Here is a 13,833-nt window from a genome sequence, read left to right as displayed (position 1 = left end):
ACATGGTTCAGATTAAACGGGTGTGTATAAAAACAGTCGTTCAAAAATGCTCACAGAGCGTGGACGGGCCCTGTCCCGACGGTGAGCGGAAGACCGGTGCCGCCCCGCCGTACGGCGACGATCTCCGCCAGCACCGAGAGGGCGGTCTCCTCCGGCCCCCGGCCACCCAGGTCGAGACCGATCGGCGACCGCAGACCGGCGAGCCGGTCCTCGCCCACGCCGGCCGCACGAAGACGCGCCATCCTGTCCTCGTGTGTGCGGCGGCTCCCCATCGCGCCCACGTACCCCGCGGGGCCGCGCAGTGCATGGGTGAGGGCCGGAACGTCGAAGCGCGGGTCGTGGGTCAGCACGCACACCGCGGTCGTGCCGTCGACCACGTCCCCATGGGCGCGGAACCAGCGGTCGGGCCGGTCGGCGACGACCTCCTTGGCACCCGGGAAACGCCCGGGGTCCGCGAAGGCCGGCCTGGCGTCGCAGACGGTCACACGGTGGCCCAGTGCGGCCCCGAAGGCCGCGAGCGGCCGGGCGAACTCGGTGGCCCCGAAGACCAGCAGCCGGGGCCTGGCAGCGAAGGACTGCACCAGAAGTCGCCGCTCCGGGACACACCCCGGGTGCCCTCCGTGCCTCTCCGCCCCCTCCCCCAGGGTCACCAGCCCGCTCGCACCACGGCCCAGCATGCCTTCGGCGGCCAGGGCGGCCGCCCGGTCGACGGCCGCGCCGCCCAGTGAACCGCTCACCTCCCCACGCCCCACGGCCAGGCTTCCTCCACCGTCGAGCGGAGTGACGAGCGCGACCGGGGCCCCCGCGGCCAGGTCCGCCGAGAGGCGGTCGAGCGGCACCCGAGGGCCCACTTCACGGATCAGGACCTCGATCGTCCCACCGCAGGTCAGACCCACCGCGAAGGCGTCCTCGTCGCCGACTCCCCACCGCTCCACGACCGGTGGCCCTCCGGCGAACACCTCCTCCGCGGCCGCGACCACGGCGGCCTCGACGCAGCCGCCGGAGACACTCCCGACGATTCTGCCGTCCCGGGCCACCAGCATGGAGGCGCCGGGCCCGTGCGGGGCGGAGCCCCAGGTCCGCACCACGGTCGCCATCACACAGCGGGTTCCGGAGCTCTGCCAGGCCGCCGCCTGGTCGATGACGTGTCGCATGTCGCTCACCTCGGGCCGTGAAATCCGCGGATACCTCTTGCCAACGAGAAACTTTAGTGTAAATCATTTCAGGTACTAGATACATCTGTGCGTAACGATCGGCACACCGACGCCCGAGTGCCACGGCGTGTCGACCATCCGAGAGGCCCGGTGGCAGCAGATTTGAAACCCGCACCGTTCGACTACACCGCACCCCGCTCCGTCGCCGAAGCGGTCACCCTCCTCGCGGACCCCTCGCGGGACGCCAAGATCGTGGCGGGCGGCCAGTCGCTGATCCCCATGCTGAACATGCGCCTCGCGCGGCCTGAGCTCCTCGTGGACATCACCCGCATCCCCGCGCTGGCCGAGCTGTCGGTCGACGCCGCCGGCGCCCTGCACGTAGGCGCCGCCGTCAGGCAGGCCCGGGCCGCCGCCGATCCGGCCGTCCGTCATGGATGGCCCCTGCTGGCCGCGGCCATCGGGCACATCGGCCACCCGCAGATCCGCGGTCGCGGCACCGTCTGCGGCAGCCTGGCCCACCACGACCCGGCCGCCGAACTGCCCGCGGCGGCGCGGGCACTGGACGCCCGGTTCGTGATCACCGGACCGCGCGGCAGCCGCACCGTCCCCGCCGAGGACTTCTTCGTCGCCACGTTCTCGACAGCGGTCGGCGACGACGAGCTCCTCTCGGAGGTCGTCGTCCCCCCGGCACCGGCACCGCACGGCTGGGCCTTCGAGGAACTCACCCGCAGGCACGGTGACTTCGCGACCGTCGGAGTCGCCGTCCTGCTGGGGCGCGACCCCGGCACGGGCACGGTCCGCACCGCCCGCGTCGTCTTCAGCGGTGCCGGACCCGTCCCCGTACGGCTGCCCGCCGCCGAGGAGGCGCTCGTCTCCACCCGAGTCGGTGAGGAGGCCCTGGCCGCCGCGCGGAGTGCCGCGCTCACCGGCCTCTCCCCCACCGACGACGTCCACGCGAGCGCCGCGCACCGGCGCGAGACCGCCGCCCACCTCCTCGTCCGTGCCTGTACGACCGCATGGGAGCGCTGTTCATGACCCCTTCCGTCCCCGCCCCTCCCACCGTCCGCACCCCGCCGCTCGCCGAACCGTCCGGCTGGCACCGGATCGCCCTCACCGTGAACGGTGAACAGATCACCGCCGAGGTCGAGTCACGGCTGCTGCTCAGCGACTTCCTCCGCGACCGGCTCGGGCTCACCGGCACCCATGTCGGCTGCGAGCACGGAGTGTGCGGTGCGTGCACCGTGCTCGTCGACGACGAACCGGCCCGCACCTGCCTGACGCTGGCCGTGCAGTGCGACGGCGTCGCTGTCCGCACCGTCGAGGGCCTCGCCCCCGGCGACGCCCCCCTCAGCCCGGTCCAGCGCGCCTTCCACACGTGCCACGGCATGCAGTGCGGCTTCTGCACGCCCGGGTTCGTCATGACGGCGACGGCTCTCACCGAGCAGCCCGATCGCCCGGGGCCGGAAGAGGTCGCCGACGCGCTCAGCGGGCACCTGTGCCGGTGCACCGGCTACCGCAACATCCGCCGTGCCGTGTGTCAGGCACTCGACGAGCGTTTCGGGGAGTGATCCGCATGTCCCACGCTTCCGACACGGGCCGGCAGGACGGCGGCGGCTGGATCGGCAGGGCCGTCCCGCGCGTCGAGGACGACCGGCTGCTGCGCGGCAACGGCCGTTACGTCGACGACATCGCGCTTCCGGGTGCCGTCGAGGCCGCGTTCCTGCGCAGTCCGCACGCCCATGCCCGCATCGAGTCCATCGACGTGAAGGCGGCGCTGGAAGCACCCGGTGTCGTCGCCGTGTGGACCGGCGGCGACGTCGCGGACCTGCCTCCCCTGCTCAACAAGGAGGAGCTGCGCACCCCGCCGGGCCTCGCGGAGCTCCTGGACCCCACGGTCCGGATGACGCCCATGCCCCTCCTCGCCGACGACAAGGTGCTCTACGTCGGCCAGCCCGTCGCCGTCGTCCTCGCGGAGAGCCGCTATCTCGCCGAGGACGCACTCGAACTCCTCGACGTCCGCTACACCCCGCTGCCCGTGCTCGTCGACCCCGAGGACGCCCTGTCCCCCGGGGCCCCGCTGCTGCACGAGGAGCTGCCGGACAACACCGCCGTGGCCGTCGCGACGCGCGTCGGCGAACCCGACGCGGCCTTCGCCTCCGCGCACACCGTGGTCGCGGAACGCTTCGAGGCGCACCGCTATGTGGCCTCGCCGATCGAGACCCGCGCGGTATCCGCCCAGGTGGACCCCTACAGCGGCGGGCTCACCGTCTGGGCCGGGACGCAGACGCCCCACCGTCTGCGGGACGCCATCACCCACACGCTCGCCCTCCCGGCGGGCACCGTCCATGTCATCGCGGCCGATGTGGGCGGCGGCTTCGGACAGAAGGGCATCCTCTACGTCGAGGAACTCCTCGTCCCGCACGCCGCCCGCAGGCTCGGCCGCCCCGTGCGGTGGCGCGAGGACCGCAACGAGAACCTCACCGCCTCCTCCCACGCCCGCGAGCAGATCCACCACATCGAGCTGGCCGCGGACGCGCAGGGGCACCTCATCGGCGTACGCGACCGGATCATGGTGAACTTCGGCGCTTACAACATGACCGGCCTGGTCGTGCCGTACAACTCGCTCTGTCATCTGCTCGGCCCCTATCGGGTCCCCCACGTGGCCGTCGAGGTCACCGGTGTGCTCACCAACACCACGTTCGCCACACCGTACCGAGGGGCTGGCAGGCCGGAGACGGTGTTCGCGATGGAACGCGCGATGGACCGGCTGGCCGCCGAACTGGGCATCGCCCCGAGGAGCTGAGGGCCCGCAACCTCGTCGGACCGGACGAGATGCCGTACGAGACGGGGCTGGTGGACCGCTCCGGCAGCCCTCAGTCCTACGACTCCGGGGACTTCCCCGAGCTCCTGCGCCGCGCCGTGGCGAAGGCGGATGTCGAGGGGGTGCGCGCCAGGCAGCGCGCGGGCGGCGGCGACGGCAGGCGCATAGGTATCGGTTTCGCGATGTACATCGAGGCCACCGGCCTCGGACCGTTCGAGACGGCACGGATCGACGTCGCCCCCACCGGGCGGGTCCGGCTCTCCATAGGCGCGCCGTCCCAGGGTCAGGGGCACCGTACGTCCATGGCGCAGATCGCCGCGGACGCCATCGGCGTGCCGCTCGACGTCATCGACGTGACCGGGGGCGACACCGAGGCCACACCGTTCGGCGTGGGCACCATCGCCAGCCGTGCCCTGGTCAACGCGGGCAACGCCACCCACCGGGCCGGACTGCTGGTCCGCGAGAAGATCATCGACGCGGCCGCCCGCCGGCTGGGCGTCCCGGCGGACCGGCTGGGCCTGCGTGACGGCGTGGTGGCTGCGACGGAGCCGGGCGGCCCGTCGATGGACCTGGCGGAGCTGGCCGGCCGGGCGCCGCTGCCCGGGACGCCGGAACCCTCCGACGGCCGTCACGGCACCGAACTCAGCGAGACCGTCCACTTCCGGCCGCCCGGCTTCGCCGTCGCGAGCGGAGCGCACGCGGCCGTCGTGGAGGTGGACGAGCACACCGGCGTCGTGGAGATCCTGCACTACGTCGTCGTCCACGACGCGGGCGTCATCGTCAACCCGATGATCGCCGAGGGCCAGGTCACGGGCGGCGTCGCGCAGGGCATCGGTGGCGCCCTGTACGAGGAGATGGTCTACGGCCCCGACGGGCAGCCGAGGACCGGCACCTACATGGACTACCTGGTGCCCACCTCCTCGGAGATCCCCGACCTCGACATGGACGAACTCTTCACCGCGAGCCCGATGAACGACCTCGGGGTGAAGGGACTCGGGGAGGGCGGCGCGATCGCCCCGCAGGCGGTGCTCGCCAACGCCGTCGAGGACGCGCTGCGCCCCTTCGGCGTGGTCGTACGCCGCGGCCCGCTCTCGCCCAGCCGGGTGCGCGACCTGATCCGGACCCCGGCCGCCGGCGGCTGACCTGCCCCCACGTCCGCCTTCGAACCCAAGGATGGGAAAACCATGCAGCTCGACCACACCTTCACCGTTCCCGCCGGTCCCGATGACGCGTGGAAGCTCTTCCACGACCTCGGCCGGGTCGCGCCCTGTATGCCCGGTGCGGTGCTCGACACGCTCGACGGCGATTCGTTCACCGGCCGGGTCAAGGTCAAGATCGGTGCGGTGCAGATGAGTTACCGCGGCGAGGGCACCGTCACGCGCGACGAGGCCGCTCGCTCGATGCACCTCGACCTCACCGGCAGCGAGACCCGGGGGGCGGGAACCGCGTCCGCGACGGTGACCGCCACCCTGGCCGGGGACCCCGACGGCACCCGCGTGCACGTGCGCACCGACCTCGACATCACCGGGCGTCCGGCGCAGTTCGGCCGCGGGATCATGACCGAGGTCGGGGACCGGCTGGTGCGGCAGTTCGCGGACCGTCTCGAGGAGCTCCTGCGTGCTCCCGGATCCGCGGGCCCGGCGCCGGTCATGTCCCCGGCCGAGCCGGAGGCCGTGGACCTGGGCGCGGCGGCACTTCCCGTGCTGCTCAGGAAGGCCGCCGTACCCGCGGCCGCCGTGCTGTTCGCGGTCGTGCTGCTCAGGGCGGTGAGGCGGCGCTCCCGCGGCTGAGCCTCCCATCACCTCAGCGGTAAGATTCTCAGTGCCGTGAGAAGCCGGGGGGACGCCGGCCGACGCCGTACGAGGGGATGAGATGGCATCATCAAGGCCTGGGGACCGGGACGCCGTGGCGAAGGTGGTCGAGGACTGGGCGCGGGAGCGGCCGGAGCTGGACACGAGCCCGCTCGAGGTCCTCGCCCGGCTCCACCGCTCCTTCCTGCGCTACAGCACCGGACTCACCGAGTCCATCGAGCGGCACGGCCTGTCCGTCGCGGGCTTCGACGTCCTCACCGCGCTGCGCAGGTCCGGGGATCCCTACCGGCTGACGGCCGGTCAGCTCGCCGACTCCGGGCTGGTGTCGTCGGCGGGTGTGACCCTGCGGATCGACCGCCTGGAGAAGGACGGCCTCATCGTCCGGGAGCGGGACACCCAGGACCGCAGGGTCGTCTACTCCCGGCTGACGGAGAAGGGCCTGGCGACGGTGGACACGGCGTTCACCGAGCACCTGGACAACGAGAACCGGATGCTCGCAGGGTTGTCCCCCTCCGAGCGCCGGCAGCTCGCGCGGCTGCTCCGCAAGCTGGAGATCTCGATCCTCGACGCCGACGAGGAGCGGGCCGGCGCGGCGGAATGACCGCCGGGCCGGCAAGGTTCCGCTCCCGCCCGGGTGTTCCGTGCCGGGCCGTCAGCCCTTCAGCCGCTCGCGCAGCTCGTCCTCGTCGGCGACGAACCAGGTCTGGGTCCCCCGGTTGCACTCCCGGACGAAGTCCCGGAGCGCGGCGCTCTCCCGCACGTGGTGGGAGACGTCGCCGATCACCACCAGTCCCACGCCGTACTGCACGAACTTCTGGACGATGTCTCCCGCGACGCGGGTCTCCAGCCGGAAGAAGCTCTCATCGAGGCGCCCGACGGGGATGACGGCCCACCGGGCGCCCTGGTAGCCCGCGTCGCCGATGAGATCCAGGGCCTCCCTCTCCCCGTGGACGGTCTCGCCCTGGGAGGGGCACATCAGGACGGGCACGTCATGGATGGACTGCAAGGTGCTCATGGGCGACCAGACTAGGCCGTTCCGGGACCGAGCAGGGGGCGATGCCGGAAACGTCGCCGCGGGAACGGGATCGACTGTCACTCGTCCGCGTGGGAGCACCGGCTGCCCTCGGCCTGCCTCGGCACCCGCATCCGGCGCATGAGGTCGCGCGTTCCGCGCCGATCGAGCGTGGTGCGCCAGACGACTCCCGGATACCGGGCTCGCAGGTGGGAGAGCGCCCTGGTGCCCAGCCCGCTGCGATGGAACTGCTTCTCGATGAGCACGTCGGTGATGACCGCCTCCGCGCAGGAGGCGCAGAGGCGGAAATCCACGTGGCCCACCACCTTGCGCACGTGTACCAGGAGCAGACACTGCGTGTCACCGGCCTCCTGCCCGGACGACTGCACCAGCTCGACCTCGCTGTAGGCGAGCACGCGCCGGTGCCAGTCGCCCTTTCGGTGCCTGAGCAGTCGGTGGCGGCCCCCGCCACCGTGCTTCGAGGGGTGTTCGACGTCGTCCGGCACACGGAGGGGCGCGCCGTGGAGCGGGTCCGTCCTGGCCTGTGCGTGGCTTCCCTGCATGACTGGCGCCTGCCCCGCCTGCCGCGACCGATGCGTCCCCGCGGCCGGACGGGCTTCAGGTGCCGGGGCCGGGGTCCGGCCGGACGGGCTCGGTGATACCCGCCCGTGCGGCCTCCAGTTGAGCCGCGAACGCGATCCCGAGGAACAGGACGATGCCGGTCAGGTTGGCCCACAGCAGCAGCGCCACGAACGCGGTCAGGGGTCCGTAGACGGCGCCGAACGAACCGCTCTTTCCCACGTAGAACGTGAGCAGCCAGGTGGCCGCGACCCACAGGACCAGGTGCACGGCGGAGCCGAAGACCAGCCAGGTGTAGCCGGGCTGCACCCGCCGGGGTGACCAGCGGAAGATCACGGCGGAGGCCAAGGCGGCGCAGACCGTTCCGACGGGTACCTCCAGGACGCCCCACCAGCCGAGCCAGGACCGCGACCAGCCGAGGGCCTCCACCACCGCGTCCCCGACGGCTTCGCCGGCGACCAGCACGAGGAACCCCAGCATCAGAGGCAGCCCCGCGGCGACTGCCAGCAGCAGTCCGCGACCGTACTTGGCGAGGAAGGGGCGGTCGCGCTCGATGCCGTAGATGCGGTTGCAGCCCCGCTCGATCTGGCCCATCGCCGAGGCGAGATTGAGCACGGCGAAGCCGAGGCCGAGCCACATCGCCAGCGCCCCCGCCGTGGTGGAGCCCGCACTCCGGCGGGTGTCCCGCAACGCACCTTGCACGAGTTCCGCGCTGGCGCCGGGCACGATCCTTCCGAGCGTCAGCTCGATCACGCGGCCGATGCTCTCGGTGTGCACCGTCGTGGCCACGCCCACCAGCGCGATCACGAACGGCACCATGCCCACGACCACCTGAAACCCGAGGGACCTCGCGAAGCTGAACCCGTCGGCGTACCGGAACCTCGCGAAGGCGTCCAGGAGCAGCTTGCGCCCGCCGTAATGGCGCAGCGCGCTGAGCGCCTCGTCCCCCGAGAGCTCCTCCCCGATCATGTCCCGCGTCTGCGGCACATGGACGACTGTCCCCATAAGACCTCTCCTCCGACTGCCGGTTCTGCTGTCCCGACCCGCCCGCACAGTAGTTCGTGCAGGTGACAACAGGCGGCACCGCTTGCATGATCAAAATCTGGTGCGGTTAACATATGAGCACCGCCTAGCTCGAAAGATGGACTTGTGACTGCCACCGAGGACTCGTTCACCAATTGGAAGACCCGCGAGGAGATCGCGGAGTCGATGATCCCGATCATCGGGAAGCTGCACCGGGAGCGGGACGTCACGATCCTGCTCCACAGCCGCTCCCTGGTGAACAAGTCGGTGGTCAGCATCCTCAAGACCCACCGTTTCGCCCGGCAGATAGCCGGCGAGGAGCTCTCGGTCACCGAGACGCTGCCGTTCCTGCACGCCCTCACGGCGCTCGACCTCGGTCCGTCCCAGATCGATCTGGGCATGCTCGCGGCGACGTACCGGACGGACGACCGCGGCCTGTCGGTGGGCGACTTCACCGCCGAGGCCGTGGCCGGGGCCACGGGCGTCAACAAGACGGAGCGCCGCGAGGCGCGTGACGTGGTCCTCTACGGGTTCGGCCGCATCGGCCGCCTCCTGGCCCGGCTGCTCATCGAGAAGACCGGCTCCGGCAACGGCCTGCGGCTGCGCGCCATCGTCGTACGCCAGGGCGCCGGGCAGGACCTCGTGAAGCGCGCCTCGCTGCTGCGCCGGGACTCCATCCACGGCCAGTTCCAGGGCACGATCACCGTCGACGAGGCGAACAGCCGGATCATCGCCAACGGCAACGAGATCCAGGTGATCTACTCCGACGACCCGACGGCTGTGGACTACACGGCGCACGGCATCAAGGACGCCATCCTCATCGACAACACGGGCCGCTGGCGCGACCGCGAGGGGCTCTCCAAGCACCTGCGCCCCGGCATCGCGAAGGTCGTCCTGACGGCGCCCGGCAAGGGCGACGTCCCCAACATCGTGCACGGGGTGAACCACGACACGATCAAGCCGGACGAGCAGATCATCTCCTGCGCCTCCTGCACCACCAACGCGATCGTCCCGCCGCTGAAGGCGATGGCGGACGAGTACGGCGTGCTGCGCGGCCATGTGGAGACGGTCCACTCGTTCACCAACGACCAGAACCTGCTGGACAATTACCACAACTCGGACCGCCGGGGGCGCTCGGCGCCGCTCAACATGGTCATCACCGAGACGGGCGCCGCCTCCGCCGTCACCAAGGCGCTGCCCGACCTCGACGCGAAGATCACCGGCAGCTCGATCCGGGTCCCGGTGCCGGACGTCTCGATCGCGATCCTGAACCTGCAACTCGCACGCGGTACCAGCCGGCAGGAGGTCCTCGACCACCTCCGTAACGTGTCGCTGACCTCGCCGCTCAGGCGCCAGATCGACTTCATCACCGCCCCCGACGCGGTCTCGAGCGACTTCATCGGCTCGCGCCACGCCTCGATCGTCGACGCCGGAGCCACCAAGGTCGAGGGCGACAACGCGATCCTCTACCTCTGGTACGACAACGAGTTCGGCTACTCCTCCCAGGTCGTCCGGGTCGTCCAGCACGTCTCCGGGGTCGAGTACCCGACCTACCCGGCACCGGCGGTCTGATCCGGGCGGAAGACCCTACGGTTCCCGGTGCCACGCGACGGCACCGGGAGCCTTCGCCATGGCCGGGTCAGGCCGTTCCGCCGCGGACGGCGGTGACCGCCACGGTGGCGGAGGACATCGTGAAACCGCCGCCCATCGCGTCGATCGCGGCCCCGACCTCCTCCAGCACCTTCGCCAGCCGTCCCGCCGGGAGCCGGGTGAGCGAACCCTGGGTGGGCAGCAGGTCCAGCCATTCGTCTCGGGTGTAGGCCCGCTCCCAGCCGAAGCGCCACCGCTCGGCTTCACCGAAGCCGCCTGCCTCGCCAATCCCTTCCGCGGCCCTGTCGAGGATCGCCTCGTACGGGTTCCCGGACCTCTCGGCCACCGGCCGGGCGAACGGCGAATCGGGCACCTCCCGCCGGTAGGCCCTGACGAAGGCGTCCGTCACCTCGGGCGGAGGCTCGAAGACATGCCAGAACGCCGCCAGCCGCCCGCCGGGCCGCAGCACCTGCGCGGCCCTGGCCGCACCGGCGACCGGGTCGATCCAGTGCCAGGCCTGCCCGGCCACGACCATGTCGAACCGGCGGTCGCCCGGATCCCAGGCCTCCAGCGTCGCCACCTCGACCTCGATGCCGCTGCGCCGCGCGATGCCGGCCATCCGCGCGTCGGGGTCGATGCCGAGCACGGTGCAGCCGGCTGCCCGGAACTGCCGGGCTCCGATGCCGGTGCCGCAGCCGACGTCGAGGACGCGAGTGCCGGGGCAGGCGGCGATCACGGCCTGTACGAGGGCGTCCGGGTAAGGAGGACGGGCCCGGTCGTAACGCTCGGCGTCCGAGCCGAACGACTCCGCCACCTCCCGGGCCCGATGGGGCTCGCCCCCGGGAGGCGCTGGCTGTTCCTTCGGTAGAGTGGGCATGCGCCCACCTTAGTGGGCGCATGCCCACTCACTCAATGGACCGAACAAAATGGGGAGCCCGATGCCGACAGGGGTGCACATCCGCGACGCGCGTCAGCAGTTGTTCGACGCCGCGGAGCGTGTCCTGCTCCGGGACGGGCCGAGCGCGCTGACCAGCCGGGCGGTCACCACGGAGGCGGGGTGCGCCAAGGGCGTCCTGCACCGCCATTTCACCGACTTCGACGACTTCCTCACCGCACTCGTCCTGGAACGGACCGGCGAGATGGAAACCCGGGCAGCCGCCCTCCGGGACTCCGCGGGGACGGGCACCGTCACAGGCAATCTCGCTCCCGCCCTGACGGTTCTGTTCGGCTCGGTCGCCGTCGCGATCATCCCCCTCATCACGTTCCGCGACGAGCTGCGCGCCAGGCTGCGCCGGACCTGGCCGACCGGTGTCCCGGTCCTGTCGGAAGGGGTGACGATGGTCGGCTCCTACCTCACCGCGGAGCGCGAGCTGGGCCGGATCGACGCGGACGCCGACATCGGCACGCTCGCCCCGACCCTGATCGGGGCCGGCCATCTGCTGTTCGCCGACCGGGACAACCCCTCGCCGGGAGCCGACGCGGTGCACAGAATGGTGACCACGGTCCTCGCCGGCGTCATACGCGAACCGGCATGACCGGAGCGGCACGGGTGCGCATGCATGCCGGCCGGAAGCCATCGGGGAAACCAGCTTCTCACCGCCTCAGACCAGGTCCGCCACCTCCGCGTCCGGCAGCGGCTGTTCGGCCCAGATGGTCTTGCCGTCGCTGGTGTAGCGGGTGCCCCAGCGCTCGGTGAGACTCGCGACGAGCAGGAGGCCGCGTCCGCCTTCGTCGAAGATCCGGGCGCGGCGCAGATGAGGGGCGGTGCTGCTGCCGTCGAAGACCTCGCAGATGAGCGCGGTGTCGCGGATGAGGCGGAGCCGGATCGGTTCGGCACCGTAGCGGATGGCGTTGGTGACCAGTTCGCTGACGACCAGCTCGGTGGTGAACACCGCGTCGTCCAGGCCCCACGCCGTGAGCTGGGCGGCGGCACGCTTACGGGCGTTGGAGACGACGGACGGGTCGGCGGGGAGGTCCCACGCGGCGTAGTGGCCCGCGTCGAGGCGCCGGGTACGGGCCAACAGCAGGGCGACGTCGTCGTTCGGCTGCTCGGGGACCAGCGCGTCCATGACGGTGTCGCAGGCCTCTTCGAGCGAGTCCGTGGAGCCGCCGAGCAGATCGCGGAGCTCGGCGAGGGCGTGATCGCGGTCCCGGCCCGCCGTCTCGATCAGGCCGTCCGTGTACAGGGCGAGCCGGCTGCCCTCGGGCAGCTCGAACTCGGCCCCCCGGAAGGTCAGGCCGCCCACACCGAGCGGTGGCCCGGAGGGCAGCGGCAGCTGTCTGACGGTGCCGTCCGGGCAGGCCAGCAGCGGCTCGGGGTGGCCCGCCCTGGCCATCGTGCAGAGCCCTGTCGACGGGTCGTAGACGGCGTAGAGGCAGGTGGCACCGGCGACCTGCGCGCCCTCGGAGCTGTCCGCCGGCTGTTCACGGTCGAGCGTGAGCACCAGGGCGTCGAGCTGCGTGAGGAGTTCCTCGGGCGCGAGGTCGACATCGGCGAGGGTCCGTACGGCGGTGCGGAGCCTGCCCATGGTGGCCGAGGCGTGCAGACCGTGACCGACGACGTCGCCGACCACGAGCGCGACCCGCGCGCCGGACAGCGGGATCACGTCGAACCAGTCCCCGCCGATCCCGGCCCCGTCGGTGTTCGGGAGATAGCGTGCCGTGACCTCGACCGCCTGCTGCCGGGCCGCCCGGCGCGGCAGCAGGCTGCGCTGCAGTGCGAGCGCCGTGGCCCGCTCGCGGGTGTACCGGCGGGCGTTGTCCACGCAGACGGCCGCGCGCGAGACGAGTTCGGCGGCGAGCTGCAGATCCGCGGCCCCGAACCCGCCGGGGGTCCTGTGCCGGCAGAACAAGGACGTGCCGAGAGTGATGCCACGGGCCCGCAGCGGAACCACCAGCACCGAGTGGATCTTGTTCTCGTGCAGGCTCCGCGCCCGTGCGGGATCGACCAAATTCCAGCGCCGCAGTGCCTCCTCGTCGACGGTGAAGCGCACCGGCTCCCCGCGGACCAGCGCGCGGCCCACCTCCGAGTCCCGGTCGTACGCGTGGGTCTCACCGAGCGGGACGACCGACTCGGGGCATCCTTCGAGCACCGACTGCTGGGCCACCCGGTGGAAGCTGATGGTGTCCCTGTGGAGCACCGAACGCGCCTCGCCGCCCGTCAGTACCTCGGAGAGCAGGTCGACAGCGACGAAGTCGGCGAAGTCCTCGACGGCGAGCTCCGCCAGCTCCTCAGCGGTGCGCCCCACATCGAGCGTGCTGCCGATACGCCGGCTGGCCTTGTTCAGGACGCCCAGGCGCTTCCGCGCCCAGAACTGCTCGGTCGTGTCCAGTGTCACGACGGCCACGCCCTCGACCTCGCCGGCGGCGTTCCGTACCGGCGACAGGGCGGCCTGCCAGATGTGCTCGCTGTCGCTGACCACGAGGTGCGTCTCGTACGGCTCGCCCTCGCCCGTCCTGAGCACCCGCTCGATCGCCGCCGCGAGACCTTCCCCGCCCTGCAGGACCAGGCCGGGCTCCACCTCGCCGGGCTGCAGGCCGAGCAGGGATGCCTCGGTCCTGCCGACGGAGGCGGCCGAGGCGGCGTTGGCCATGGCGAGTCTCCGGTCCCGGTCGAAGTACGCAACCAGCACCGGCAGCTGCTCCAGGATCCGGCAGCGCATCTCCTCGGACGGTACGCCGACGGACGGCCCTCGACCGGCGGCCGCACGTGCACCCCTGTCCGCGGACGCACCCGCGCGCCCGGTCTCGTCCATGCTCATGGGCTCATCACTCGTCCATCGCCTAGGCAGGTCGCCCACGAACACCTATATGCGACCTTTGTTCAAGAATGCCTTTGCGGGT

Annotated in this window: 14 protein-coding genes; 8 read left to right on the top strand and 6 right to left on the bottom strand. The window is 71.7% G+C overall.

Translation table 11 applies throughout. From position 1 onward, the window contains the following. Positions 1-50: 50 nt before the first annotated feature. Positions 51-1,154, bottom strand: a complete 1,104-nt coding sequence (locus AB0P41_RS12395; protein ID WP_365931689.1) for an XdhC/CoxI family protein — start codon at positions 1,152-1,154, stop codon at positions 51-53. Positions 1,155-1,304: 150 nt separating this feature from the next. Between AB0P41_RS12395 and AB0P41_RS12390 the strand changes: the two genes are divergently transcribed. The 6 genes from AB0P41_RS12390 to AB0P41_RS12365 all read left to right on the top strand — a co-directional run bounded on the left by AB0P41_RS12390 (position 1,305) and on the right by AB0P41_RS12365 (position 6,387). Continuing rightward, positions 1,305-2,189 carry an FAD binding domain-containing protein gene (locus AB0P41_RS12390; RefSeq protein ID WP_365931687.1) on the top strand — a complete coding sequence of 295 codons (885 nt, stop codon included), beginning with the start codon at positions 1,305-1,307 and terminating at the stop codon, positions 2,187-2,189. Further along, positions 2,186-2,722, top strand: coding sequence for a (2Fe-2S)-binding protein (locus AB0P41_RS12385; protein WP_365931685.1), 537 nt, complete (start codon positions 2,186-2,188; stop codon positions 2,720-2,722). Before AB0P41_RS12390 ends, AB0P41_RS12385 begins: the two co-directional genes overlap by 4 nt. Before the next feature lie 5 nt (positions 2,723-2,727). After that, positions 2,728-3,957 (top strand): xanthine dehydrogenase family protein molybdopterin-binding subunit, encoded by a 1,230-nt coding sequence (locus tag AB0P41_RS12380; RefSeq protein ID WP_365931683.1) that lies wholly within the window; start codon positions 2,728-2,730, stop codon positions 3,955-3,957. Positions 3,958-3,986: 29 nt separating this feature from the next. After that, complete coding sequence (locus AB0P41_RS12375) at positions 3,987-5,117, top strand: molybdopterin cofactor-binding domain-containing protein (RefSeq protein WP_365931682.1); 1,131 nt, start codon at positions 3,987-3,989, stop codon at positions 5,115-5,117. Between the two features lie 42 nt (positions 5,118-5,159). Continuing rightward, positions 5,160-5,765, top strand: coding sequence for an SRPBCC family protein (locus AB0P41_RS12370; RefSeq protein WP_365931680.1), 606 nt, complete (start codon positions 5,160-5,162; stop codon positions 5,763-5,765). Between the two features lie 82 nt (positions 5,766-5,847). Then, entirely contained in the window at positions 5,848-6,387 is a 540-nt protein-coding gene (locus AB0P41_RS12365; RefSeq protein ID WP_365931678.1) for a MarR family transcriptional regulator, read from the top strand. A gap of 51 nt (positions 6,388-6,438) precedes the next feature. Here AB0P41_RS12365 and AB0P41_RS12360 read toward each other — a convergent pair whose 3' ends face one another. The 3 genes from AB0P41_RS12360 to AB0P41_RS12350 form a co-directional block, all read right to left on the bottom strand. Continuing rightward, positions 6,439-6,801 carry a DUF4180 domain-containing protein gene (locus tag AB0P41_RS12360; RefSeq protein WP_356707145.1) on the bottom strand — a complete coding sequence of 121 codons (363 nt, stop codon included), beginning with the start codon at positions 6,799-6,801 and terminating at the stop codon, positions 6,439-6,441. 77 nt (positions 6,802-6,878) lie between these two features. Beyond that, positions 6,879-7,361, bottom strand: coding sequence for a hypothetical protein (locus AB0P41_RS12355; protein ID WP_356707146.1), 483 nt, complete (start codon positions 7,359-7,361; stop codon positions 6,879-6,881). A gap of 55 nt (positions 7,362-7,416) precedes the next feature. Further along, entirely contained in the window at positions 7,417-8,382 is a 966-nt protein-coding gene (locus tag AB0P41_RS12350) for a YihY/virulence factor BrkB family protein (protein WP_365931675.1), read from the bottom strand. 144 nt (positions 8,383-8,526) lie between these two features. On the opposite strand from AB0P41_RS12350, the gene AB0P41_RS12345 reads away from it, so the two are divergent. After that, a complete protein-coding gene (locus AB0P41_RS12345; protein WP_356707148.1) occupies positions 8,527-9,972 on the top strand; it encodes a glyceraldehyde-3-phosphate dehydrogenase in 1,446 nt (481 codons plus the stop codon). 67 nt (positions 9,973-10,039) lie between these two features. On the opposite strand, the gene AB0P41_RS12340 is transcribed toward AB0P41_RS12345, so the two are convergent. Then, entirely contained in the window at positions 10,040-10,867 is an 828-nt protein-coding gene (locus tag AB0P41_RS12340) for a class I SAM-dependent methyltransferase (RefSeq protein ID WP_365931673.1), read from the bottom strand. Positions 10,868-10,928: 61 nt separating this feature from the next. On the opposite strand from AB0P41_RS12340, the gene AB0P41_RS12335 reads away from it, so the two are divergent. Further along, complete coding sequence (locus AB0P41_RS12335) at positions 10,929-11,525, top strand: TetR/AcrR family transcriptional regulator (RefSeq protein WP_365931671.1); 597 nt, start codon at positions 10,929-10,931, stop codon at positions 11,523-11,525. Positions 11,526-11,591: 66 nt separating this feature from the next. Here the strand turns inward: AB0P41_RS12335 and AB0P41_RS12330 are convergent, their stop codons facing one another. Then, on the bottom strand, positions 11,592-13,652 hold the full coding sequence (locus AB0P41_RS12330; RefSeq protein WP_356707151.1) for a SpoIIE family protein phosphatase: 2,061 nt from the start codon (positions 13,650-13,652) through the stop codon (positions 11,592-11,594). Positions 13,653-13,833: the final 181 nt, after the last annotated feature.

The sequence above is a fragment of the Streptomyces sp. NPDC079167 genome, from assembly GCF_040686735.1.
GTDB lineage: Bacteria > Actinomycetota > Actinomycetes > Streptomycetales > Streptomycetaceae > Streptomyces.
The sequence above is the reverse complement of the archived record's forward strand: the minus strand, read 5'-3'. Positions and strand labels throughout refer to the sequence as shown.